This is a genomic window from Streptomyces sp. NPDC087845 (assembly GCF_044742755.1).
Taxonomy (GTDB): Bacteria; Actinomycetota; Actinomycetes; order Streptomycetales; family Streptomycetaceae; genus Streptomyces.
In genome coordinates this window covers 805,451-826,991 of sequence record NZ_JBIUVC010000001.1, presented here as the reverse complement: position 1 = coordinate 826,991, position 21,541 = coordinate 805,451, and the positions used below count along the sequence as shown (strand labels likewise).

Below are 21,541 nucleotides of genomic sequence, written 5' to 3'. Positions count from 1 at the left end.
GGTTCACGCCCGGGTCTTCGCCCGGGTTCAGGCCCCGGGGAGCCGGGCCCCGCTGCTACAGCCGGCTCAGGGACGCCGCCGCGAACAGCACGTCGCGGATCGCCTCTCGGTCGCCCTCCTGACCGGCCGCGGCTTCCACCGGAGGCACGTGCCCGGCCACCAGCTGGCAGAACTCGACGCCGTCCAGCGCGACCTGCGCCACCGTGTGCGCGGCCGAGCCGAGCGCCGCGGGGGAGTCCAGCGGGATGTACCAGTCGCCGCCGCCCGTGCCCTCGACCTCCAGGTGCAGCGAACGGCCCGGTGAACCGGCCGTCACCAGATGGCGGGCCGGACCGGCCAGCCCCGATCTGCGGCGTTCGGCGAGGGCGGCCGGGATGAGCCGGGCCGCCAGGTCGACCATCCGGTTGAGATGGGCGGCGGACGGAGCCTCGTACGGGTAGTCCACCGCATGGGCGATGTCACCGCCGTGCACCCAGCACTCGAAGGCCCGGTCCAGCAGGGCGTCGTGCATCGGAAGGGCGAAGTCGCCGTACGAGACGGAGAGTTCGGCGACTCCGCGGCCGGCGAAGGACACCGTGCGGATGAGGGTGTGGCTCTGCTCGCGCCACGGCTCACGGATCGCGCGGGTGGGCGGTCGCCGGGCCGCGGACCAGTACTTCTCCGTCCGCGCGGCGGGCGGGAGCGGCCAGTCGTCACCCCGGCCCGTGGTGCCGTCGCCGAGCGGTACGTCGAGACCGAGGGCGGCGGCGACCAGCCCGTCGACGGCCATGAGATGGCCGATGACACCCGCGACCGTCGTCCTGCGGCCGGCCTCCTGCTCGCCCTCGAACCACTTCAGCCGCAACGGGGTGTGCCACTCCGAGCCGCCGATGTCGCGCAGCAGCGCGTCGAGCCGCGCGGTCTCCGCGTCGTACGGCGCGGCCCAGTCCGGCACCGGGATCTTGGCCGGGCGGCGGCTCAGGCAGGTGTCGATCACCCGGGAACGCAGCGTCGGATCGAGGTCCAGGCTGCGGTCGGTCTGGAGCAGCCCGACCGCGTCGCGCAGCCGGAGGGCCTCGTCGGCGCAGGCGGCGCACTCGGTCAGATGGGCCTCGACGGCCCCGGTCTCCTCCGCCGAGCACGCGGCCAGCGCCCAGGCACCGAGGAGGGCCTTGAGGACACGGTGGGGAAGCACCGGGGCCGTTGCGGCGGGCGGGTCCGATGGGGCCGGTGGTGCCACGGCAGATTCCGGCTCCGGTGTCGTCGGTCGCGAGGTCGGCCGCGGCTCCCCGGGCGGGGGCGGGAGCGGGGTCGGGGGTACGGGCGGCGGCAGGGGAATGGCGCCGAGGTCGAAGTCGTCCGCGGCGGCCCGCGGTCCCGGTATGCGCCGTGCGCCCCGCGCTTCGTCGCCGCGTCCGCCGCCCTCGGGCCCGCCGGTGTCGTCGTCACCGGTCACAGGGGCCGTCCGTATCCGGGCGGCGACGACCCCTCCAGCGGGCGGGTGTGCGCGGTGGAGAGCAGCTGGAGGCCGAGCCGCAGCCGACGGCGGGCCTCGTCCTCGGTGACCCCGAGGTCGGCCGCCGTCTGCCGGTAGTCCCGGCGCTGGACGTACGCCAGTTCCAGCGCGGCCCGCAACGGGGCGGGCATGGACGCGACGATGTAGTCGGCGCGGGCGGCGGCCGTGGCCCGGCGCACCCGCTCCTCCAGATCGGCCGGGGAGGCGGCTGCGGATCCGCCGTCCGTGCCGTCCGTCCCGTCCGTCCCGTCCGTGCCGTCGGTCCCGTCCGTACCGTTCCGGAGGCCGTCCGCCTCCTCGCGCAGCCGCCGCACGGACTGGCGGTGCGTGAGCCGGGCCACCCAGGAGCGCATCGAGCCCTGCTTCGGGTCGTACGCGTCCGGGTTCTCCCACACGTAACCGAAGACCTCGCGGGTGACCAGGTCGGCGGCGGTCTCGTCGTCGAGCATGCGGTGGGCCTGGCTGTGCACGAGCGAGGCGAACCGGTCGTAGAGCTCGCCGAGAGCAGCCGCCTCACCGCGTGCCAGCCGCTGCTGCATCTTGCGGTCCCAGCGGGGTGGTGCGTTTCTCGCCATGCGACCCCCAGCCCTGTTCCCCTCGTCACATCGAATGTAGTCGGCGGCGCTGAGCACGCACGCCTCTTTGCGGCAAGTACGCCCCTGAGGAGGCCCGGGATGATAAGGAATGCGTCAGCCGTGGATGACGGAATCGGATCTGAAGTGATCATTTCATCCCGAGCGCGGCTGCGCGCTGGCGAGCGGTGCGGTGTTTCATGGGTCTGCGGCTGGGGCAGCCGCGAGAAGGAACGGAAACTTCCGGATCGTCGGAATCCCCGGAACGAGAGGCCCAGTCGCGTGAGGAATCCTTGCCCTCGTGGGAACCACCCACCGGCTGCAACCACCCACGCCCCCCAGCTCACCCAGGAACGTTCCCGGACGCCACTGAAAGTGGCCGAGACCGTGCAGGGCGAGTGGACGGTGCTGCGGATACGCGGCGAACTGGATCTGGCGTCGTCGCCCGCCGTGCGCCATTGCGTCCACGAGGCGGTCGCCGTCGGCCGCCACGACGTGGTGCTCGACCTCTCCGAGGTCCTGTTCTGCGATTCCAGCGGTGTCGGCGTACTGATCGCCGCCCGCCGTCTGATGCGCTCCTGCGGGGGCCGGCTGCGGCTGATCCTCCCGGCCCGGGGCGCGGTGGAGGGCTCCCACGTCAACCGGGTGCTCGCCGCCCTCGGGGTACGCCGTCTCTTCGACGTCTACCCCGACCGGTACGCGGCCGTCGACGACGAGGCCCAGCCGCTCTCGGCGTGAGCAGCGGTGACGGGAATGACGGGAGTGACGACGAAGACCGGGTCGTCACATCGGTGGTGCGCGTAAGTGACACACGGCGCCGGTCGGCGTCGTACGCTCCCCGCATGGACAGCGCAGAGTATGAGCGCAAGATCGCCTTCCGCTTCGCCGCCTTCGACCAGGACGGCAACGGATACATCGATCGCGCGGATTTCAGTGCCGCCGCGGCCCGTCTGCTCACCGAATTCGGTACGACGGCCCGCTGCGACAAGGGCCAGGCGCTCTACACCGGGGCCGAGGCCCTCTGGCAGGGCATGGCGGGCATCGCGGACGTCGACGGGGACCAGCGCGTCACCCGTGCGGAATTCGTGGGCGGGGCCGTGAAACGGCTGCGCGACAACCCGGAGCGGTTCGCGGAGATCGCCCGTCCGTTCCTGCGGGCCGCGATCGCCGTGGCGGACCCGGACAACGAGGGCGCGGCCTCCGTACCCGCCGTGGAGCGGGCGCTCCGGGTGCTGGGCGCGGCCCCGGAGACGGCGGCGTTCGCGGCGGGGAGCCTGGACGCGGACCACGACGGCAGGATCGTCGAGGACGAGGCGGTGGCGGCGTTCGCCGCCTACTTCACGGTGATCGCACCGGACGCGTAGGGGCACGGCGCGGCGGGGGCGCGGGCGTGTGGGACCCACGCGCCCGTGCAGGGGGCTCCTCCGGAGGAGCCCCCTGCACCGTCGTGCCGCCTCCGTGCCGTCGGGCCACCCCGCCCCGCGCCGGGACGGGTTCCGCGACCGGGGCCGTCCGGCGCATGAGGACAGCGCCCGGCCTCCCTGTCAGGAGAACTGCTCCCGCAACCGGTACTTCAGTACCTTCCGCAGCGCCTCGTTGCGGGGCAGCGCCGCCACCACCTCCAGCTGTTCCGGCAGCTTGTGCACGGAGAGCCCCTCCGCCCGCAGATATCCCGTGATGTCCGGCAGCGTCAGCGGGGCCGCCCCCGCCGGCTGTTCCACGACCGCGCAGACGCGTTCGCCGCGCTCCGGGTCCGGGAGCCCGATCACCGCCGCGTCGCCGACGCCCGGGTGCCGGTGCAGGAGGTCCTCTATCTCCTTGGCGGAGATGTTCTCGCCCTTGCGGATGATGATGTCCTTCAGCCGCCCGGTGAGCACCAGGTGCCCGCTCGCCTCGACACGGCCGACATCGCCGGTGATCAGGTACCCGTCCGCGTCGAAGGCCGCCGCCGAGGCCACCGGGTCCAGATAGCCCTCGCAGACGGCCTCGCCGCGCAGCCGGACCTCGCCGTCGGTGCCGTACGGCAGCGGTTCGCCGTCCTCGTCGGTGATCCGTATCTCCATCCCCTCGGGCGGGCGCCCCTCCGTCCCGGCGAGATGCTCGGCCGTGTCGTCGGGGGCGCCCATCGTGATCATGGGGACCTCGGTCATGCCGTACCCGTGGGTGAGCTGGACGCCCATCTCCCGTACCACCGCGTGGTAGATCTCCGGCGGCTTGGGCGCCCCGCCGCCCGCCAGCAGCCGCAGGGTGGGGATCAGCCTGCGGCCGGGGTTCGCGCGCTGCTCGGTCAGGAACATCGAGTAGAACGCCGTGGACCCGCCCGCGACCGTCACTCCGTGGCGCCGGTAGTCCGCCAGCGCGTCCGGCAGGGCGAAGTGCTCGAACAGGACCGCGGGGAACCCGTACAGCAGCAGCATCACCGCGTAGTCCGGCCCGCCGACATGGGCGAACGGGAAGGCCACCGAACCGATGTCGTCCGCCGACAGCCGCAGCGCGTGGGCCAGACAGGAGCCGCCCGCGATCAGGCTGCGGTCGGTGTGGAGGACGCCCTTCGGGTCGGAGGTGGTGCCCGAGGTCCAGTAGATCCAGCGCACCGCCGTCCCGTCGGCGGGCGGTGGCGGCAGCACGGACGGATCGCCGTCCGGCAGCGACTCGTACGCCTCGAAGACCAGCGGCGGAGGTTCCGCGGCCGCCGCCAGACGGTGCGCCATCGCCGTGTGGTCGAAGCCGCGCCAGGTGCCCGGCACGGCGAAGAAGCCGGCCTTCGACGCGCGCAGCGCGAACCCCGCCTCGCGGTCCCGGTAGAACGGGATGACGGGCGACTGCACGGCCCCGATCCGGGTCAGCGCGAACGACAGCAGCACCGTCTCGATCCGGGTCGGCAGCTGCCAGGCGACGACGCCGCCGGGGCGCACCCCCATCTCCCACAGCCCGGCCGCCACCCGCTCGCCCCGGACGCGCAGTTCGCCGAAGGTCAGCGTGCGGTCGTCCTGGATCAGGAACGGACGGTCCGGCGTCAGGGCGGCCCGGCCCTCGACGAGCTCCCAGAAGGTGCCCGATGCGCTCAGCGCGTGTGCGGTCTCGTTCACGGCGAACCCCTCACAGCTGACGGGTAGTCAGATAGTGCGGAGAGCGTAGAGCGCTGCGCCTTGTCGGTCCAGGGGTGCGGGGCTAGCCTGAGTGCCGAACCGGATCTGACGCACCATCAGATACGTGCAGTGCGCGCCGAAGGGGACACCATGACGGAACTGCCTCGGATCGTCAGCGTCGACGACCATGTGATCGAGCCGCCGCACCTCTTCTCGACCTGGCTGCCCGCCAAGTACCGCGAACGCGGCCCGCAGCCGCTCACCGCGGGCATCGGGGAGCTGGCGTACACGGGGGGCAAGTACGTCATCACGATGGACCCGGACGGGCCGCCCACCGACTGGTGGATCTACGAGGACCTGAAATTCCCGTACAAGCGGAACATCGCCGCCGTCGGCTTCGACCGCGACGACATGACGCTGGAGGGGATCACCCGGGCCGAGATGCGGCCCGGCTGCTGGGACCCGGCCGAGCGCCTCAAGGACATGGACCTCAACCATGTCGAGGCGAGCCTCTGCTTCCCCACCTTCCCGCGCTTCTGCGGGCAGACCTTCGCCGAGGCCCACGACAAGGAAGTGGCCCTCGCCTGCGTGCGCGCCTACAACGACTGGATGGTGGAGGAGTGGTGCGGCGGCAGCGGCGGCCGGCTCATCCCGCTCTGCATCATCCCGCTCTGGGACATCGGCCTGGCGGTGGCGGAGATCGAGCGGAACGCGGCGCGCGGGGTGCGCGCGGTGACCTTCTCCGAGATCCCCACCCACCTCGGCCTGCCGTCGATCCACACCGGCTACTGGGACCCGTTCTTCGCGGCCTGCCAGGAGACCGGCACGGTCGTCAACATGCACATCGGGTCCAGCTCGCAGATGCCCGCCGCCTCGCCGGACGCCCCGCCCGCCGTACAGGCCAGCCTCTCGTTCAACAACGCCATGGCCTCGATGATGGACTTCCTGTTCAGCGGTGTCCTGGTGAAGCACCCCCGGCTGAAGCTCGCCTACAGCGAGGGCCAGATGGGCTGGATCCCGTACGCCCTGGAACGCGCTGACGACGTGTGGGAGGAGCACCGGGCCTGGGGCGGGGTGCGCGGTCTGATCCCCGAGCCGCCGTCCACGTACTACTACCGGCAGATCTTCTGCTGCTTCTTCCGCGACAAGCACGGGGTCGCCTCGCTCGACGTCGTCGGACGGGACAACGCCACCTTCGAGACCGACTACCCGCACGTCGACTCGACCTTCCCGCACACCAAGGAGGTCGCGCTCGACCACGTCAAGGGACTGGACGACGAGACCGTCTACAAACTGATGCGCGGAAACGCGATCCGGATGCTCGGTCTCGACCTCGACAAGTAGGAGTCCGGTGGACCTCGCGTACACGGAGGAAGAAGAAGCGTTCCGGGCGCGGCTGCGCGAGTGGCTGGCCGCCGTGCTCCCCGGACTGCCCGCGAAGCCCGGCCCCGACGACTGGCCGGGGCGGCGTGCGTACGACACCGCCTGGCAGCGGATGCTGTACGACGCGGGGTACGCCGGCCTGCACTGGACCGCCGACGCGGGCGGGCGGGGCGCCACCCCGACCCAGCATCTGATCTTCCTGGAGGAGACGGAGCGGGCCGGCGCCCCGTACGTCGGCGCGAACTTCGTCGGCCTGCTGCACGCCGGGCCGACGATCGCGGCCGAGGGCACGGCCGGACAGCGGGCCCGCTGGCTGCCGCCGGTGCTGCGCGGCGACGAGATCTGGTGCCAGGGGTTCAGCGAGCCCGACGCCGGTTCGGACCTGGCCTCGCTGCGGACCCGGGCGGTGCGCGACGGCGACCACTACGTGGTGAGCGGGCAGAAGATCTGGACCTCGCACGCGGAGGTCGCCGACTGGTGCGAACTCCTGGTGCGCACGGACCCGGCGGCGCCCAGGCACCGCGGCATCAGCTGGCTCGCGATGGAGATGGACGCCCCCGGCGTCACCGTCCGCCCGCTGCGCACCCTCGCCGGGTCCACCGAGTTCGCCGAGATGTTCCTCGACGAGGTGCGGGTTCCGGTCTCCCACCGCGTCGGCGCGGAGAACGACGGCTGGCGGGTCACCATGGTCACCCTCTCCTTCGAGCGCGGCACGGCCTTCGTCGGCGAGGTCGTCGCCTGCCGCCGCACGCTGTCCGCCCTGGCCGCCGAAGCGCGGGCGAACGGCCGCTGGGACGACCCGGTCCTGCGCCGCCGGCTGGGCAGGCTCAACGCCGAATTCCGGGCGCTGTGGCGGCTCACCCAGTGGAACGTCAGCGAGGCGCAACGCACCGGGGGCGTCCCGGGCACCGGCGGCTCGGTCTTCAAGCTGCGCTACTCGCAGGCCCGCCAGGAGCTGTACGAGGCGGCCGCCGAGGTGCTCGGCGCGGACAGCGGCGATCTGGACCGGGAGTGGGTCCTGGACCGGCTCTCCTCGCTCTCGTACACCATCGCCGCGGGCACCTCGCAGATCCAGCGGAACATCGTCGCCGAGCGGATCCTCGGCCTGCCGAAGGGGCGCTGACGCACTCATGGACTTCCAGCTCTCGGACGACCAGCGGGCCCTGAAGGCCGGGATACGCGAACTCCTCGCCGGACGCTTCGGCAGGGACCGGATGCGGGCGGACCTCGACGGCGGTACGGGCATCGACCGGGCCCTGTGGCGGGAGCTCGGTGAGGCCGGGCTCTTCGCGCTGCGGCTGCCGGAGGCGCGGGGCGGTGTCGGGCTCGGCCTGCCCGAGTCGGTCCTCCTCTTCGAGGAGGTGGGGCGGTCGCTGCTGCCGGGACCGCTGATCGCCACCCACCTCGCCGCCGGTGCGGTGAAGGGGGCGGCGGAGGGCCGGGCGGTGATCGCCGTGCTGGACGCGGGACAGCCGGTGGCCCACCTGGGCGACGCGGACGGACTGCTCGTGCTCGGACCGTGGGACGCGGGGGAAGTGGGGGACACCGGGAACGCGAGGGACGCGGGGGACACGGGGTTCGGGGCGGGGGAGGGGCGGGGCCCGGCCGGCGGGATGCTGCGGGACGTCGTACGGATCCGGGAGGCCGCCGAGCCCGTACGGTCGCTCGATCCGTTCACCCCCCTGTGGCGGGTCACGGGCCCCGCCCGGCCCGCCGAGCGGCTGCCCGACGGGGCCCGGCCGCGCGAGGAGGGCGCCCTGCTCGCCGCCGCCGAACAGCTCGGCAGCGCCGCCCGCACGACGGAAATGGCCGTCCAACACGCCGGTGCGCGTGAACAGTTCGGCTCGCCGATCGGATCCTTCCAGGCGGTCAAACATCTGTGCGCCGGGATGCTGGTCCGCACCGAACTGGCCCGCAGCGCCGTCTACGCGGCGGCCGTCACCGCGGACCGGGCCGAGATCGCGGGCGCCAAACTGCTCGCCGACGACGCGGCCGTCCGCAATGCGCGCGACTGCCTCCAGGTGCACGGCGGCATGGGCTTCACCTGGGAGGCAGACGTCCATCTGCACCTCAAGCGGGCCTGGCTGCGCTCCGGGCAGTGGCTGGCGGCGGCGACGGCGGAGGAGGCCCTCGCGGCCGACCTGTGCTGATTCCGGACGGGTTCCGTGCAGGCTTCGTCCGCGCGGCCGCGGGTGCATGAGGGGTGCGCGCACGTGACGGGCGGGCTACCGGGCCTCACACAGCGGAGTTACGCAGTGCAGTCGGCCGACTCCGATGCCGGGTTGTGTCCTTTGCGTGATTCGTCACGGGATGGAGTCGGTGCCGGGCTCGGGTACGCTCCGTGGGATGCGAGAGGTTCTGGAACCGGGTGATCCGGGTGTGGCCCGTGCGGCGACTCCGGTCCGGAAGAGGTGCCCTGCTCGCGTTCCACGCAGGAGCGCCGGGCCTGCCCGGGGGGCGACTCCCACAGTCCCGGTGCGCCTCTGTTCGACTCCCCGCAGCGTGCGTCGCACAGTATGCACCACGCGTACTCCTTCGCGCTGGAATATGCCCGAAGCGCTTGTTGCGGTGACTGTACGTCAACCATGCTGTCGCGTAAGGGAATCACGTTCCGTGACCCTGAGGAGGCGCGAGGCGATGTGTCCGCCGGTTCGGATGGTGTGAGCGGTGCAGGTGCTTCAGGTTCAGCTGGAGGTCGGGCCGGATCCCGCGGAGGTCGGGCGGGCCCGCAGGTGGGCGCGGTCGAGACTGATCGGGTCCGGGATAGGGGACGACGAGCCGCTGGCCGAGACGCTCATCCTGCTGATCTCGGAGCTGGTCACCAATGCGGTGGTCCACACCGGGTGTCCGGCCGTACTGCGCATGCTGTTCGGCTCGACCGGGGCGGCCGGGACCGTACGGGTCGAGGTGGCCGACGCCAGCTGCCGCCCGCCGCAGCAGCGCCACGCGGCGGGTGAGGACACCGGCGGCCGGGGTCTGGAGCTCGTCGACGGGCTCGCCGACCGCTGGGGCTGGCAGCCGGAGGGCGCGGGGAAGCGCATCTGGTGCGAGGTCGACCGGGACGCCCCGCTGATCCAGGTCGTGCCGGTGCACCCGGCCGCGCAGGGCGTGCACGGCGCCCAGGGTGCCCTCGACGCACCGGGTGCGGGCGACGCGGGCTGCGAGGCGTACCGGGCTTCGCGCACCGTGAGACATCGCGCCTAGCAAACGTGCATAAAGGTTAAAGCAGTTGGCCCGGACCGCGGTCCGGCACCGGGCCGAGCGTCTTCAGAGGACGGCGACCGGGGCGACCGGGGTGCCGGTGGCGCCGACGAACGGCTCGGGCATCGCGGAGAGCAGGAAGCTGTAGCGACGCTCTTCCGCACAGGCTGTGGACAGCGTCTCCAGGTTCCAGTTCTGGCCCTGCAGCATGCCCATCTCGACCAGGTCCAGCGCATGCACCCCCAGCCAGAGGTCCTCGATCTCGGGCGGGAAGAGCTCGAAGGTCAGGGTGTCATTGGCGACGGCCGCCACATCGCGCGCACGGAACCACTCGGGCGTCCGGATCGAGAGACCGGGTGACGGATAGCCGTACGCGTGCTTGTCGCCCGCCAGGAGGACCTGCACCTGCCCCGTCCGTACGAGCACGAGGTCACCGGCCCGGACCCGGACCCCCGCCAGCTCCTCGGCCGCGTCCAGGTCCTCGGGGGTGACGGCGTGGCCGCCGGGCAGCCTGTCCACGCCGTGTGCGCGGGCCACATCGAGCAGTACCCCGCGCGAGACGATGTGCGGCACCTTGTCGATCCCGCTGAACCGCGCTCCGTCGTGGGCGGTGATCGTGTCGGCCGGGCGGCCGTTGTAGATCTTCCCCGAGTGCGAGGCGTGCGTGAGGGCGTCCCAGTGGGTGGCCGTCTGCAGGCTCAGGACCGCAGTGTCGTCGCTGGTGGCGACAGTGCCGGGGCCGAAGAGTTCCTGGTTGATCTGGATCATGGTGTGCAGCGGATTGATCCGCCCCGGGATCAGCCCGCTCTGCACGCCGTCCTGCTGGAGGGGCAGCGCGAGCGGCACGCGCAGCCCGGTGCGGACGGTGGCGGCCGCCTCCCGTACGACCGCGTCGGTGATCAGGTTGAGCGTGCCGATCTCGTCGTCGGCGCCCCAGCGGCCCCAGTTGTTCACCCGCTCGGCGATGTCGTGGAACTCGGCCGGCAGTGACATGGGGCCTCCCGGGGCTTGTGCTTGCGGACCTGATGGCCCATAAAATCTAACGGTCCGTCAGAAACCGCGGGAAGGGGCCGGGCATGGGGAACTTCTTGGCAGGCAAAGTGGTGGCCGTGACGGGTGCCGGGCGCGGCATCGGGAGGGCGGTCGCGCTCGCGGCGGCGGCCGAGGGGGCGAGAGTCGTCGTCAACGACTACGGCGTGTCCATCGAGGGCGGCGAGCCGAGCAGCGAGGTGGCCGAGTCCGTCGTCAAGGAGATCGAGGCGGCGGGCGGTACGGCGGTGGCCGTCGCCGACGACATCTCCACGATGGCGGGCGGGCAGCGGATCGTGGACACGGCGCTCGCACGGTACGGGCGGATCGACGGGGTCGTGTGCGTGGCCGGGATCCTGCGGGAACGGATGCTGTTCAACATGTCCGAGGAGGAGTGGGACCCGGTGGTCGCCACCCACCTCAAGGGCACCTTCACGGTCTTCCGGGCCGCGTCGGCGGTGATGCGGAAGCAGGAGGACGGCGGCACGCTGATCGGCTTCACCAGCGGCAACCACCAGGGCAGCGTCGCCCAGGCGAACTACAGCGCCGCGAAGGGCGGGATCATCTCGCTGGTCCGGAGCGCGGCGCTCGGCCTGCACAAGTACGGCGTCACGGCGAACGCCGTCGCCCCCGTCGCCCGCACCCGGATGTCCGCCAATGTGCCCATGGAACTCAAGGAGATCGGCGAGCCGGAGGACGTGGCGGCGCTCGTCGTCTACCTGCTGAGCGAGCGGGCCCGCAAGGAGAAGATCACCGGCCAGGTGTACACGATCGCGGGCCCGAAGATCGCGGTCTGGGCCCAGCCGAGGGAGCTGCGGGCCGGGTACGCGGAGGGGGCCTGGACCCCGGAGCGGATCGCGGACTTCCTGCCGGGGACGGTGGGCACGGACCCGATGCCGATGCTAGCGCGGCTGGAGGAGATGGCGGCCGCGGCGGCGGCGAAGGCGAGGCCCAACGCGTGACCTCCGGCCCCGCCGGGGCTCCGCCCCGGGGACCCCGGTCCTCAATCGCCGGACGGGCTTGTTTCTGAGCGGCAACAGGAGGCAACGTGGACTTCACCTTCGGCCCGGACGACGCCGCCTTCCGTGCGGAAGCCCGCGCGTGGCTGGCGGCGCACCTCGTTGGCGCGTACGCCGCGGCCGCCGGTACCGGCGGCCCGGGCAGCGAGCACGAGGGCATCGAGATCCGCCGCGCATGGGAGCGCGAACTCGGCCGCGGCGGCTGGATCGGCCTCGGCTGGGGCGACCACGGCGCCGGCTGCGGCAACCGCCGCGCGAGCCTCACCCAGCAGGTCGTCTGGGCCGAGGAGTACGCCCGCGCCGACGCCCCCGCCCGGGTCGGCCACATCGGCGAGAACCTCCTCGCCCCGACCCTGATCGCCCACGGCACCGACGCGCAGCGGCGCCGCTTCCTGCCCGCCGTCGCACGCGGCGAAGAACTGTGGTGCCAGGGATACAGCGAGCCGGGCGCCGGGTCGGACCTCGCCGCGGTGCGGACGACCGCCGTACCCGACGCGGACCGCGGCGGCCACCGCGTGAGCGGGCAGAAGATCTGGACGTCGCTGGCGAAGGACGCCGACTGGTGCTTCGTGCTGGCCCGTACGGAGCCCGGTTCCAGCCGCCACCACGGCCTGTCGTTCCTGCTCGTGCCGATGGACCAGCCGGGCAGGATCGAGGTGCGGCCGATCCGTCAGATGTCCGGGACCAGCGAGTTCAACGAGGTCTTCTTCGACGGGGCGCGCGCCGAGGAGTGCGTCGGCGGCGAGGGCAACGGCTGGGCGGTCGCCATGGGGCTGCTGGCCCTGGAGCGCGGCGTCTCCACACTCGTCCAGCAGATCGGCTTCGCCGCCGAACTCGAACGGGTGGTCCGCGCAGCCGTCGACGGCGGCGCCGTCACCGACCCGGTACTGCGCGAACGCCTCGTGAGGCAGTGGGCGGAGCTCCAGACCATGCGCTGGAACGCCCTGCGCACCCTGGGCTCCACCGGAGACCCCGGCGCACCCAGCGTGGCGAAACTGCTCTGGGGCGGCTGGCACAAGCGCCTCGGCGAGCTGGCCGTGGAGGTCCGGGGCGCGGCGGGCGCCGTCGGCCCGGACGACTGGTCGGCGCGATCGCCGTACGTACTCGACGAGGCGCAGCGGCTGTTCCTGTTCACCCGGTCCGACACCATCTACGGCGGCTCGGACGAGATCCAGCGGAACATCATCGCCGAGCGGGTGCTCGGCCTACCGAGGGAGCCGAGATGAGAGGCGTCGTCTTCGACGGCAAGCGGACCGAGGTCGTCGACGATCTGGAGATACGCGATCCGGGCCCCGGCGAGGTGCTGGTGGCGGTGGCCGCGGCCGGGCTGTGCCACAGCGATCTGTCGGTGATCGACGGGACGATTCCGTTCCCGTCGCCGGTGGTGCTCGGGCACGAGGGCGCGGGCGTGGTGGAGGCGGTCGGCGCGGGCGTCGGCCATGTGGTGCCCGGTGACCACGTGTCGCTGTCGACGCTGGCCAGCTGCGGGGCGTGCGCACAGTGCGACCGGGGGCGCCCGACGATGTGCCGCAAGGCGATCGGGATGCCGCGGCAGCCGTTCTCGCGGCGGGGCGAGCCGCTGTACCAGTTCGCGTCCAACTCGGCCTTCGCCGAACGGACCCTGGTCAAGGCCGTGCAGGCGGTGAAGATCCCCGCGGACCTGCCGCTCACCTCGGCGGCCCTGATCGGCTGCGGGGTGGTGACGGGGGTCGGAGCCGTACTCAACCGGGCGAAGGTCGACCGGGGCGACTCCGTCGTGGTGATCGGCACCGGCGGCATCGGACTCAACGTCATCCAGGGTGCCCGGATCGCGGGCGCCCTGACGATCGTCGCCGTCGACGCCAACCCGGCGAAGGAGGCGGTGGCACGGCAGTTCGGCGCGACGCACTTCCTGACGTCGGCGCAGGCCGTGCGGGAGATCCTGCCGAACGGCGCCGACCACGCCTTCGAGTGCGTGGGCCGTACGGAACTGATCCGTACCGCGATCGACCTGCTGGACCGGCACGGCCAGGCGGTCCTGCTGGGCGTCCCCGCGGCGACGGCCGAGGCATCGTTCCTCGTCTCGTCGATGTTCCTGGACAAGTCGATCCTGGGCTGCCGGTACGGCTCCTCGCGCCCGCAGCGGGACATCGCCCTCTACGCGGAGCTGTACCGGCAGGGCAGGCTGCTGCTGGACGAACTCGTCACCGAGACCTACCCGGTGGAGGACTTCGCCAAGGCGGCGGACGACGCGCACCACGGCCGGGTGGCGCGGGGGGTCCTGGTGTTCTGAGGCGTGCGGTGAAAGTTCCGCCCGTCCCGCGACGGCTCTCCGGGGCCGGAGTCTTCCCGGACCGGCGAAGCCCGGCCCTCTGCCGGGCCCTCTTGTCCGGATCCCGCCGGGGCCGCGCGCCCCGGCGCCGCGCCCGGCCGCGTTGCCGTCGGTCAGTCGCCGAAGGCGCTGCTGTCGCGCCGGGTGACACCGGGCCGGGTGTTCACGGACCACATGTGGGTGCACTGCGGGCACTGGAGGTGAACGACCGGTCCGCTGTTGGATATCAGATAGCGCCAATGCTCACGGCAGGTACGGAGGTCGGCGCAGTTCTCGCAATGACGGGCGTCGTCGCAGACCGGGCAGGGCATCCAGGCGCGGCGGGCCACGTCCGCCTGCGGATCAATGGGCAGTCGCACGACCCGGCCCCCTTCCCGGCAGAACGCCGGTCGCCACCAGCAGGTCGTAGGTGCGCTGCTGTTCGGCGTCCAGGCCCGAGTAGAGGAGCGCGTACGCCTCGTCCTCGCCCTGGAGGGCGGCGACCGGGTCCCAGTCGGGCCCGAGTGCGGCCACGACCTCGGCTCGGCGCCGAGATTCTTCGAACGTCAGATCGATCGTGAAGGGTATGAGACTGTCTGGATTTCCCTTTTTCATGGCGAAACTTCCGAAGTGCCGGTGGAACTCCCCATGCCTATCAGGCGGAACCGGCGACAGGGAAGGGTGACCTAAGTCGCTCCGGGGGCGAAGGGGCCCCGGCCTCTGGCGGAGGAGCCCTCGGATCGGTCGGCAGGAGTGGGCCGTTGCCGGTACCGGGGCCCCGGGGCGGGGCGTGGTCCACGGGTGGCGCTGTGACGTACTTCATGCGGCCGCCCTCCGCGTCGCCCGGATCCGGGCGACGCGGAGGGGAGCGGCCGGAGCGCCCGGTCAGGCCCTTCCCGCGCGAAAGGTGCGCCGGTACACCGTGGGGGACACCCCCAGCGCCGCCTGCAGATGCTGCCGCAGCGAGGTGGGCGTCCCGAAGCCCGCGTCCCGCGCCACCTGGTCGATCGACAGGTCCGTCGACTCCAGCAACTGGCGGGCCCGTTCGACCCGCTGCCGGGTCAGCCACTGGGCGGGGCTGACCCCGACCTCCTCCCGGAACCGGCGGGTGAACGTCCGTACGCTCATCGACTCCTGCTGCGCCATGTCGCGCAGCAGGATCGGGCGCTCCAGCCGGCCGAGCGCCCAGGCGCGCGCGGAGGTCGTGGCCGCGAGCTGCGCCTCGGGCACGGGGCGCTGGATGTACTGGGCCTGCCCGCCGTCCCGGTGCGGGGGCACGACCGTGCGGCGGGCGATGTCATTGGCGACGGCGGTGCCGTGGTCGCGGCGCACGATGTGCAGGCAGAGGTCGATTCCGGCGGCGACCCCGGCGGAGGTCAGGACGTCCCCGTCGTCGATGAACAGGACGTCCGGGTCGACCCGGACCTCGGGGAAGAGCTGCTGGAAGTGGTCGGCCGACGACCAGTGGGTGGTGGCGGGGCGTCCGTCGAGATATCCGGCGGCGGCCAGCACATAGCTGCCCGTGCAGATGGAGACCATCCGGGTGCCCGGCCTGATGTGCGCGAAGGCGGCGGCCAGTTCGTCGGTGAGCCTGCCCTCCGTGTAGACGGGGCCCAGTTCGTAACTGGCGGGGATCACGACCGTGTCGGCGGTGGCCAGTGTCTCGGGGCCGCGTTCGACGGTGATGGTGAAGTCCGCGTCGGTGCGGACCGGGCCCGGCGGGCGGACGGAACAGGTCACGACTTCATAGAGTTTGCGGCCCTTGTTGCGCGGCTCGGAACCGAGCGATCGGCCGAAAATCCTTTGGGGGATGCCCAGTTCGAAGGGGAGCAGCCCGTCGAGGGCAAGGACGGCGATTCGGTGCGGCATTGGCGGACTCCCTTCACCTCTAGCTGGTATAGACCTTCTGCTGATACATGTCACCGGTGTGAAGGAAAAGTCAGCAGAGCACGCACGCATTCCCGCCGCGGAACCCGAGAGCGCACCGCCTCCGCCGCCCCGTCCGTCGAGCCCGGATCCGTTGGGGGGCGTGCCGGCCGACGGCCTGAGCGACGGCCGTCCCGCACAGCTCTGGAACCGCAACTTCCGGCTTTTCTTCGTCGCCCGGACCGCCGCGCTCTTCGGCGACGGCATGATCCCGGTGGCGCTCACCGCCGGCCTGCTGGGGGCGGGCCGGCCGCACTCGTCGGTGGGGTTCGCGCTCGCGGCCTGGATGGGCCCGCTGGCCCTCTTCGTGCTCTTCGGCGGTGTACTGGCCGACCGGTTCACCCCGCGCCGGATGATGATCATCGCGGATGCGCTGCGGCTGGTCGGTGCCTCGGTGCTGGCAGTCTCCTTCGCCACCGGCAACCCGCCCCTGTGGGCGGTGTACGCGCTCAGCGCGGTCGCCGGGGTGGGCGCCGCGCTCTTCCAGCCGGGCGTGGCGTCGACCGTGCCCCGGGTGGCCTCGGACGTGCAGCGCGCCAATGCGGTGCTCCGGGTCTCCGAGGCGCTGATGACCATGGCGGGCCCGGCCTTCGCGGGCATGCTCGTCGGGCTCGCCAGCGCCGGAGCGGTCTACGCGGCGAACGCGTCGACCTTCCTCGTCTCCGGCCTCTGCCTGTTCCTGCTCCGGCTGGCCCCGGCCCCGGCGGACGAGGTGCGGCGCGGCACCTTCGTCGCCGAACTGGTCGACGGCTGGCGGGAGTTCCGCGCCCGGAGCTGGCTGTGGGGGGTGATCGCGATCTGGACGGTGTACGGTTTCGCGGTGCTCGGCCCGATGCTCCCGCTCACCGCGGTCGAGGTGACCGAGGCGCACGGTTCGGGGACGTACGGGGTGATGATGGCGGTGAACGGCGCGGGCAGCGTCGTCGGCGGGCTGCTCGCGCTGCGGCTGAGGCCGCGCCGCCCCCTCGCGGCGGGGGCCGTCGCGCTGAGCGCGGTCTGTGTGAACCTGGTCGTGCTGGGCCTGGGGATGCCGGTGGCCGCGCTCGGGGCCGGGCAGTTCGTGGCCGGTGCCGCGTTCGCGTTCTGGCTGGTGATGTGGTCGACGACGGTCCAGACCCATGTGCCGCCCCAGGCGCTGAACCGGCTGCACGCGTACGACGTGGCGGGCTCGCTGCTGATGCTGGCGGCGGGCCGGGCGCTGGCCGGACCGGTCGCGGACCGGGTGGGCACTCCGGAGGTGCTGCTGGCCGGAGCGGTGATCAACATGGTGGCGGTGGCGGTACTGCTGGCGGCCCGGCCGATCCGGCGGCTGGAGCGGATCGGATGAGGTCGGGTGAGGTCGGATGAGGGAGGCGGTCGTGGCGGTGCCACGGGTGGCAGCCGCGGGAGCGGCACTGCTGACCGTCGCCGCCGGGCTCGGCGCCAGGGCGGTGGCCGGCGGCGATGCGGCCAAGTACGCCGGGGACGCCCTCTACACGGTGCTGGTCTGCGCCGTGGTGGTCCTGATCGCGCCCCGCACGCGCCCGGCAGCGGCGGCCGGGACGGCGCTCGCCGTCAGCTGGGCGGTCGAGCTGCTGCAACTGACCGGGCTGCCTGCGGAGCTCTCCCGGCACAGCACGGCGGCGCGGCTGGTGCTCGGCTCCACCTTCAACGCGCCCGATCTGTTCTGGTACGTGGTGGGGGCGGGGTGCGCCTGGGCGGTGGCGGCCCTGGCTACTTCGCCCGCTCGCGCTCCTCGGACTTCTGCATCTCGATGACCTGGAAGACATGGGCGCTGGTCTGCCTGCGCACACTGCCGCCGACGAGCAGCGCCGTACCGAGGACGGACAAGGGGACGGAGGCTCCGAGGACGGTCAGCTGCTTCGGCACCTCGGTGGCCACCTCGCACGGCGAGGCGCGGTAGCAGTACGTGCCCTGCTGGTCCGCCAGCAGGAAACCCAGCCAGATCCACAGGGCGCAGGCGGCGATCAGCAGCACGGCGCCCCAGGTCTGCATCAGCGCGGAATGGTGGTGGAACCGCTGACGTGCCGGCCACTGCATGAGATCCCCCGGTTCGGTACGCGTCGAAGGCGCGGCGCACGGCCGCCGAACGACAGGTGATCGTACGCGCAAACGAGTCCGTCCGGGCCGGAAGCGGCCGGTCCGCCCGCGGCCCGTGGCCCGATTCCTGCGAAGGGTGACCCTCCGGCCACTCGTGGGCGCGTACGCGGTCACCGGATGCTGAGTGACGTGACCCAGACAACCGAAAGCGCCGCCCGGGACGACGACCGGCGGGCCCCCGCCCCCGCGGCCCCCGGCGCGCGCTCCCGCCGACGCGTTCACCGCGCCTGGATCGTCGCCGTCGTCACCTTCGTGACGATCATCGGCGGCGCCGCCTTCAACTCCCTGCCCGGCCTCCTCATCGACCCGCTCCACACGGAATTCGGCTGGTCGCGCGGGGAGATCGGACTCGCCGTCTCCCTCGACATGGCGCTCTACGGGCTCACCGCGCCGTTCGCCGCCGCGCTGATGGACCGCTTCGGCATCCGCCGGGTCGTCGTCGTCGCGCTCAGCGCGGTGGCGGCCGGGGCGCTGGCCAGTGTCTGGATGACGGCCTCCTGGCAGTTGATGATCTATTGGGGGCTGCTCGTCGGCCTCGGCACCGGGTCCATGGCGATGGCCTTCTCCGCCACGGTCACCAACCGCTGGTTCGTGGCCCGGCGCGGCCTGGTCACCGGCGTCCTCACCGCGGCGGGCGCCTCCGGCCAACTGGTCTTCCTGCCGCTGTGCGCCTGGATCGTCGACGAGCACGGCTGGCGCCCGGCCTCGGTGACCGTCGCGCTCGCCGCCCTGGCCGTCGTCCCGTTCGCCTGGCTCCTGCTGCACGACCACCCGGCCGACGTGGGCCTCGCCCCGTACGGCGGCACCTACACGGAGAAGCCCGCGCCCGCTCGCGGGGCGGCGAGGCGGACCCTGCGCGTACTGGCCGACGCCGCCCGCACCGGACCGTTCTGGCTGCTCGCCGGCACGTTCGCGATCTGCGGCGCCTCGACCAACGGCCTGATCCGCACCCACTTCGTGCCGTCGGCCCACGACCACGGCATGCCCATCACCGCCGCGGCCTCGCTGCTCGCCGTCATCGGGGTCTTCGACATCATCGGCACGGTCTTCTCCGGCTGGCTCACCGACCGCTTCGACGCCCGCCGGCTCCTCGCCGTCTATTACGCGCTGCGCGGCATCTCGCTGGTCTTCCTGCCGATGCTGATGGCACCGACGGTCCATCCGCCGATGGTGTTCTTCATCGTCTTCTACGGCCTGGACTGGGTCGCCACCGTGCCGCCGACGCTGGCCCTGTGCCGCGAGCAGTACGGCGAGGACAGCGCCATCGTCTTCGGCTGGGTCCTCGCCTCCCACCAGGTGGGCGCGGCACTGGTGGCGTTCCTGGGCGGTGTGGCGCGCGACGCCTTCGGCTCGTACGACGTGGTCTGGTACGCGTCGGGTGCGCTGTGCGCGACGGCGGCACTGATGGCGCTGGTGATCCGGCGGGTCCGGGAGCCCTCGGGCGCCGCCGCCGCGGGACTCGGCTGACGGCGCCGTCCGGTCAGGGGGAGAGGCGCTCGGCGACCGCCAGAAAGACGTGGAGGTTCGCGATGTCGCTGACGGCGACGCTGCACCAGCGGCCGGAGTCTCCGTTCCGCATGATGTGCACCCGGCCCGCCTCGATCCGTATCCCCCGGACGTCGGACCAGGGAAGGTGACCGCTCCTGGTGGTGGCCATGCCGGTGCCGGAGAGCGAGAAGTCGCCGAAGTTGACCTTCTCGCCCTCCAGGACGGCTTTCAGGGCCGCCTGGCCCTGGGCGCGCAGGATGGCCCCCTGCATATGGGGTCCCCACGTTCCGGGGTGTTCGTAGAACTCCGTGATCGTCGCGCTGACGCGCCCCGGGCCGACCGCGGAGTACACGTGGGTGGTGGTGCTGGGGATCCCGTTGATGATCTTCTGGGTGATGTTCTGGTAGAGCCGCACGGAGTCCCAGCGGATGGCGATCATTCCGTCGCCGGACTGCGGGTGCACGATCATTCCGTTCTCGAACAGGTGGAGACGCTTGGCCGCCTGCTTCCTGCTGAAGTCCGGAGTCCGGCGCAGCCACCAGAGGAACGCCAGACCGGGTATGACGAACAGGGCCAGGAGATGGAGGACCGTGAAGATGTAGAGCGCGAAGAGGACCTTGCTCATGCGCTTGGGGGCGAACGAGCCCTGGAGCGCGCCGAGTCGATGTCGTGCGGCCAGCTCGGTGGCCTCGGCCGGCAGGGAGGTCCGTGCCGGTGCGGTTGCGGTCATCGCCGGGTCCGTTCGATCAGTCGGGCGAGCAGATGGGTACGGGGGATCATCCGGTCGATCACGACGTGCTCGGTGTCCGCGTGGGCGCCGCTGCCGACGCCGCCCAGGCCGTCCAGCGTCGGGCAGCCCGTGCCCGCCGTGTAGTTGCCGTCCGAGGCGCCGCCCACGGCGACCCCCCGCAGTGGTTCCTGACCCAGCTCCGCGGCGATCGCGGAGGCGAGGGCGAACAAGGCGGCCGAGGACGCCGCTTCCATGGGGGGACGCCTCTTCCCGCCCTCCACCGTCAGCTGCGCTCCGTGCGTCCGGGCGGTCAGCCCCCGCATGAGGACATCTATCCGGTCCTGCGCCGCCGGGGTCGGCACCCGGACGTCCACCGACACCTTCGCCCGCGCGGGCACGGTGTTGAGAGTGGTGCCGGCCGACACCAGGGTGGGCGTGACCGTCGGCGCTCCCAGCTCGCAACCCGTGGTGCCCATCGCTGCCGCGAGGCCGGCGATGGCCAGGACCTGGTGGGCGGCCTCGATCGCGGCGTTGACCCCCTTCTCCGGTTCCAGACCGGCGTGAGCGGCCCTGCCGTGCACCACGACCTCATAGCGCGACGTGCCCTTGCGGGCGGTTTTCAGGGCGCCCTGCGCGTTCGCGGACGCCTCCAGCACAAAGGCCGCGGCGCAACCGCGCGCGGAATCCTCGATCAGCTCCCGCGAGGTCGGGGAGCCGACCTCCTCGTCCCCGTTGACCAGCACACACACGCCGTCCGGGGACGGCAGGGAGGCCAGCGCGTGGAACATCTGCACCAGACCCGCCTTCATGTCGAGGACCCCGGGCCCCCGGGCGACCCCGTCGGCCACCGACCAGGGGTGCGTCTCCAGCGACCCCATGGGCCACACCGTGTCGTGGTGCCCCACCAGCAGCACCCGCGGTGTGCCGAAGACCCAGCGCAGATGAGGCACACCCTCGATCACGACGGTCTCGGGCTCCCGGCCCAGCAGCCTCGCACCCAGGGCGCCGACGACCTCGGCGCTGCGGGCCAGCGCGGCATGGTCGGCCGAGAAGGACTCACAGACCACGAGCTCCTCCAGATCGGCCAGCAACGCGGGCAACGCGGGCGCGGCCCCGGTGGTCATCGGCCCCGTCCGGGTTCGACGGTGGACAGTAACTCCATGATTCCTCCTGGTAGTTGAGCCCGACTAGGGCGCGAGCCGGAAGCGTTCCTCCGGCG

The 21,541-nt window shown here is 72.4% G+C and carries 22 protein-coding genes; 12 read left to right on the top strand and 10 right to left on the bottom strand.

Annotation, left to right across the window (positions count from 1 at the left end; all coding sequences use genetic code 11):
- Positions 1–55 precede the first annotated feature (55 nt).
- Together ACIOMQ_RS03800 and ACIOMQ_RS03795 are read right to left on the bottom strand one after the other, a co-directional pair.
- On the bottom strand, positions 56–1,435 hold the full coding sequence (locus ACIOMQ_RS03800) for a zf-HC2 domain-containing protein (RefSeq protein ID WP_402187750.1): 1,380 nt from the start codon (positions 1,433–1,435) through the stop codon (positions 56–58).
- Entirely contained in the window at positions 1,432–2,070 is a 639-nt protein-coding gene (locus ACIOMQ_RS03795; RefSeq protein ID WP_362195515.1) for a sigma-70 family RNA polymerase sigma factor, read from the bottom strand. The genes ACIOMQ_RS03800 and ACIOMQ_RS03795 overlap by 4 nt, the downstream gene beginning before the upstream one ends.
- 366 nt (positions 2,071–2,436) lie before the next feature.
- Between ACIOMQ_RS03795 and ACIOMQ_RS03790 the strand changes: the two genes are divergently transcribed.
- Together ACIOMQ_RS03790 and ACIOMQ_RS03785 are read left to right on the top strand one after the other, a co-directional pair.
- Entirely contained in the window at positions 2,437–2,805 is a 369-nt protein-coding gene (locus ACIOMQ_RS03790) for an STAS domain-containing protein (protein ID WP_362196045.1), read from the top strand.
- Positions 2,806–2,909: 104 nt separating this feature from the next.
- Complete coding sequence (locus ACIOMQ_RS03785) at positions 2,910–3,431, top strand: EF-hand domain-containing protein (RefSeq protein WP_362195518.1); 522 nt, start codon at positions 2,910–2,912, stop codon at positions 3,429–3,431.
- Positions 3,432–3,611: 180 nt separating this feature from the next.
- Here the strand turns inward: ACIOMQ_RS03785 and ACIOMQ_RS03780 are convergent, their stop codons facing one another.
- A complete protein-coding gene (locus ACIOMQ_RS03780) occupies positions 3,612–5,156 on the bottom strand; it encodes an AMP-binding protein (RefSeq protein WP_362195521.1) in 1,545 nt (514 codons plus the stop codon).
- A 150-nt stretch (positions 5,157–5,306) separates the two neighbouring features.
- Between ACIOMQ_RS03780 and ACIOMQ_RS03775 the strand changes: the two genes are divergently transcribed.
- From ACIOMQ_RS03775 to ACIOMQ_RS03760, 4 genes are all read left to right on the top strand, one after another.
- Positions 5,307–6,500 (top strand): amidohydrolase family protein, encoded by a 1,194-nt coding sequence (locus ACIOMQ_RS03775; RefSeq protein ID WP_362195524.1) that lies wholly within the window; start codon positions 5,307–5,309, stop codon positions 6,498–6,500.
- A gap of 7 nt (positions 6,501–6,507) precedes the next feature.
- A complete protein-coding gene (locus ACIOMQ_RS03770) occupies positions 6,508–7,662 on the top strand; it encodes an acyl-CoA dehydrogenase (RefSeq protein ID WP_401263098.1) in 1,155 nt (384 codons plus the stop codon).
- Between the two features lie 7 nt (positions 7,663–7,669).
- Positions 7,670–8,689, top strand: coding sequence for an acyl-CoA dehydrogenase family protein (locus ACIOMQ_RS03765; RefSeq protein WP_362195530.1), 1,020 nt, complete (start codon positions 7,670–7,672; stop codon positions 8,687–8,689).
- Between the two features lie 517 nt (positions 8,690–9,206).
- Positions 9,207–9,743: an ATP-binding protein gene (locus ACIOMQ_RS03760; protein ID WP_362195533.1), complete on the top strand. Its 537-nt coding sequence runs from the start codon at positions 9,207–9,209 to the stop codon at positions 9,741–9,743.
- Between the two features lie 63 nt (positions 9,744–9,806).
- Here ACIOMQ_RS03760 and ACIOMQ_RS03755 read toward each other — a convergent pair whose 3' ends face one another.
- A complete protein-coding gene (locus tag ACIOMQ_RS03755; RefSeq protein ID WP_362195536.1) occupies positions 9,807–10,733 on the bottom strand; it encodes a cyclase family protein in 927 nt (308 codons plus the stop codon).
- Between the two features lie 83 nt (positions 10,734–10,816).
- On the opposite strand from ACIOMQ_RS03755, the gene ACIOMQ_RS03750 reads away from it, so the two are divergent.
- From ACIOMQ_RS03750 to ACIOMQ_RS03740, 3 genes are all read left to right on the top strand, one after another.
- Positions 10,817–11,731, top strand: a complete 915-nt coding sequence (locus ACIOMQ_RS03750; protein WP_401263100.1) for an SDR family oxidoreductase — start codon at positions 10,817–10,819, stop codon at positions 11,729–11,731.
- A gap of 86 nt (positions 11,732–11,817) precedes the next feature.
- On the top strand, positions 11,818–13,014 hold the full coding sequence (locus tag ACIOMQ_RS03745) for an acyl-CoA dehydrogenase family protein (protein WP_401937036.1): 1,197 nt from the start codon (positions 11,818–11,820) through the stop codon (positions 13,012–13,014).
- Positions 13,011–14,060, top strand: a complete 1,050-nt coding sequence (locus ACIOMQ_RS03740; protein WP_401263104.1) for a Zn-dependent alcohol dehydrogenase — start codon at positions 13,011–13,013, stop codon at positions 14,058–14,060. Before ACIOMQ_RS03745 ends, ACIOMQ_RS03740 begins: the two co-directional genes overlap by 4 nt.
- Before the next feature lie 152 nt (positions 14,061–14,212).
- On the opposite strand, the gene ACIOMQ_RS03735 is transcribed toward ACIOMQ_RS03740, so the two are convergent.
- The 3 genes from ACIOMQ_RS03735 to ACIOMQ_RS03725 form a co-directional block, all read right to left on the bottom strand.
- Positions 14,213–14,458 carry a hypothetical protein gene (locus ACIOMQ_RS03735; protein ID WP_362195548.1) on the bottom strand — a complete coding sequence of 82 codons (246 nt, stop codon included), beginning with the start codon at positions 14,456–14,458 and terminating at the stop codon, positions 14,213–14,215.
- Entirely contained in the window at positions 14,442–14,693 is a 252-nt protein-coding gene (locus ACIOMQ_RS03730; RefSeq protein ID WP_362195551.1) for a DUF6400 family protein, read from the bottom strand. The genes ACIOMQ_RS03735 and ACIOMQ_RS03730 overlap by 17 nt, the downstream gene beginning before the upstream one ends.
- 270 nt (positions 14,694–14,963) lie before the next feature.
- Positions 14,964–15,947: a GlxA family transcriptional regulator gene (locus ACIOMQ_RS03725; protein ID WP_402187747.1), complete on the bottom strand. Its 984-nt coding sequence runs from the start codon at positions 15,945–15,947 to the stop codon at positions 14,964–14,966.
- A 58-nt stretch (positions 15,948–16,005) separates the two neighbouring features.
- Here ACIOMQ_RS03725 and ACIOMQ_RS03720 point away from each other — a divergent pair, with 58 nt between their 5' ends.
- Together ACIOMQ_RS03720 and ACIOMQ_RS03715 are read left to right on the top strand one after the other, a co-directional pair.
- Complete coding sequence (locus tag ACIOMQ_RS03720; RefSeq protein ID WP_401263106.1) at positions 16,006–17,331, top strand: MFS transporter; 1,326 nt, start codon at positions 16,006–16,008, stop codon at positions 17,329–17,331.
- Positions 17,332–17,347: 16 nt separating this feature from the next.
- Positions 17,348–17,761 carry a DUF2809 domain-containing protein gene (locus ACIOMQ_RS03715; RefSeq protein WP_401753675.1) on the top strand — a complete coding sequence of 138 codons (414 nt, stop codon included), beginning with the start codon at positions 17,348–17,350 and terminating at the stop codon, positions 17,759–17,761.
- On the opposite strand, the gene ACIOMQ_RS03710 is transcribed toward ACIOMQ_RS03715, so the two are convergent.
- Entirely contained in the window at positions 17,718–18,044 is a 327-nt protein-coding gene (locus tag ACIOMQ_RS03710) for a hypothetical protein (RefSeq protein WP_362195563.1), read from the bottom strand. The two genes, ACIOMQ_RS03715 and ACIOMQ_RS03710, sit on opposite strands and share 44 nt — an antisense overlap.
- A 189-nt stretch (positions 18,045–18,233) precedes the next feature.
- Here ACIOMQ_RS03710 and ACIOMQ_RS03705 point away from each other — a divergent pair, with 189 nt between their 5' ends.
- On the top strand, positions 18,234–19,571 hold the full coding sequence (locus tag ACIOMQ_RS03705; protein WP_362195566.1) for an MFS transporter: 1,338 nt from the start codon (positions 18,234–18,236) through the stop codon (positions 19,569–19,571).
- A 13-nt stretch (positions 19,572–19,584) separates the two neighbouring features.
- On the opposite strand, the gene ACIOMQ_RS03700 is transcribed toward ACIOMQ_RS03705, so the two are convergent.
- Positions 19,585–20,322: a DUF6585 family protein gene (locus tag ACIOMQ_RS03700; protein ID WP_402187744.1), complete on the bottom strand. Its 738-nt coding sequence runs from the start codon at positions 20,320–20,322 to the stop codon at positions 19,585–19,587.
- Positions 20,319–21,446, bottom strand: coding sequence for a M20/M25/M40 family metallo-hydrolase (locus tag ACIOMQ_RS03695; protein ID WP_362195572.1), 1,128 nt, complete (start codon positions 21,444–21,446; stop codon positions 20,319–20,321). The genes ACIOMQ_RS03700 and ACIOMQ_RS03695 overlap by 4 nt, the downstream gene beginning before the upstream one ends.
- Positions 21,447–21,541: the final 95 nt, after the last annotated feature.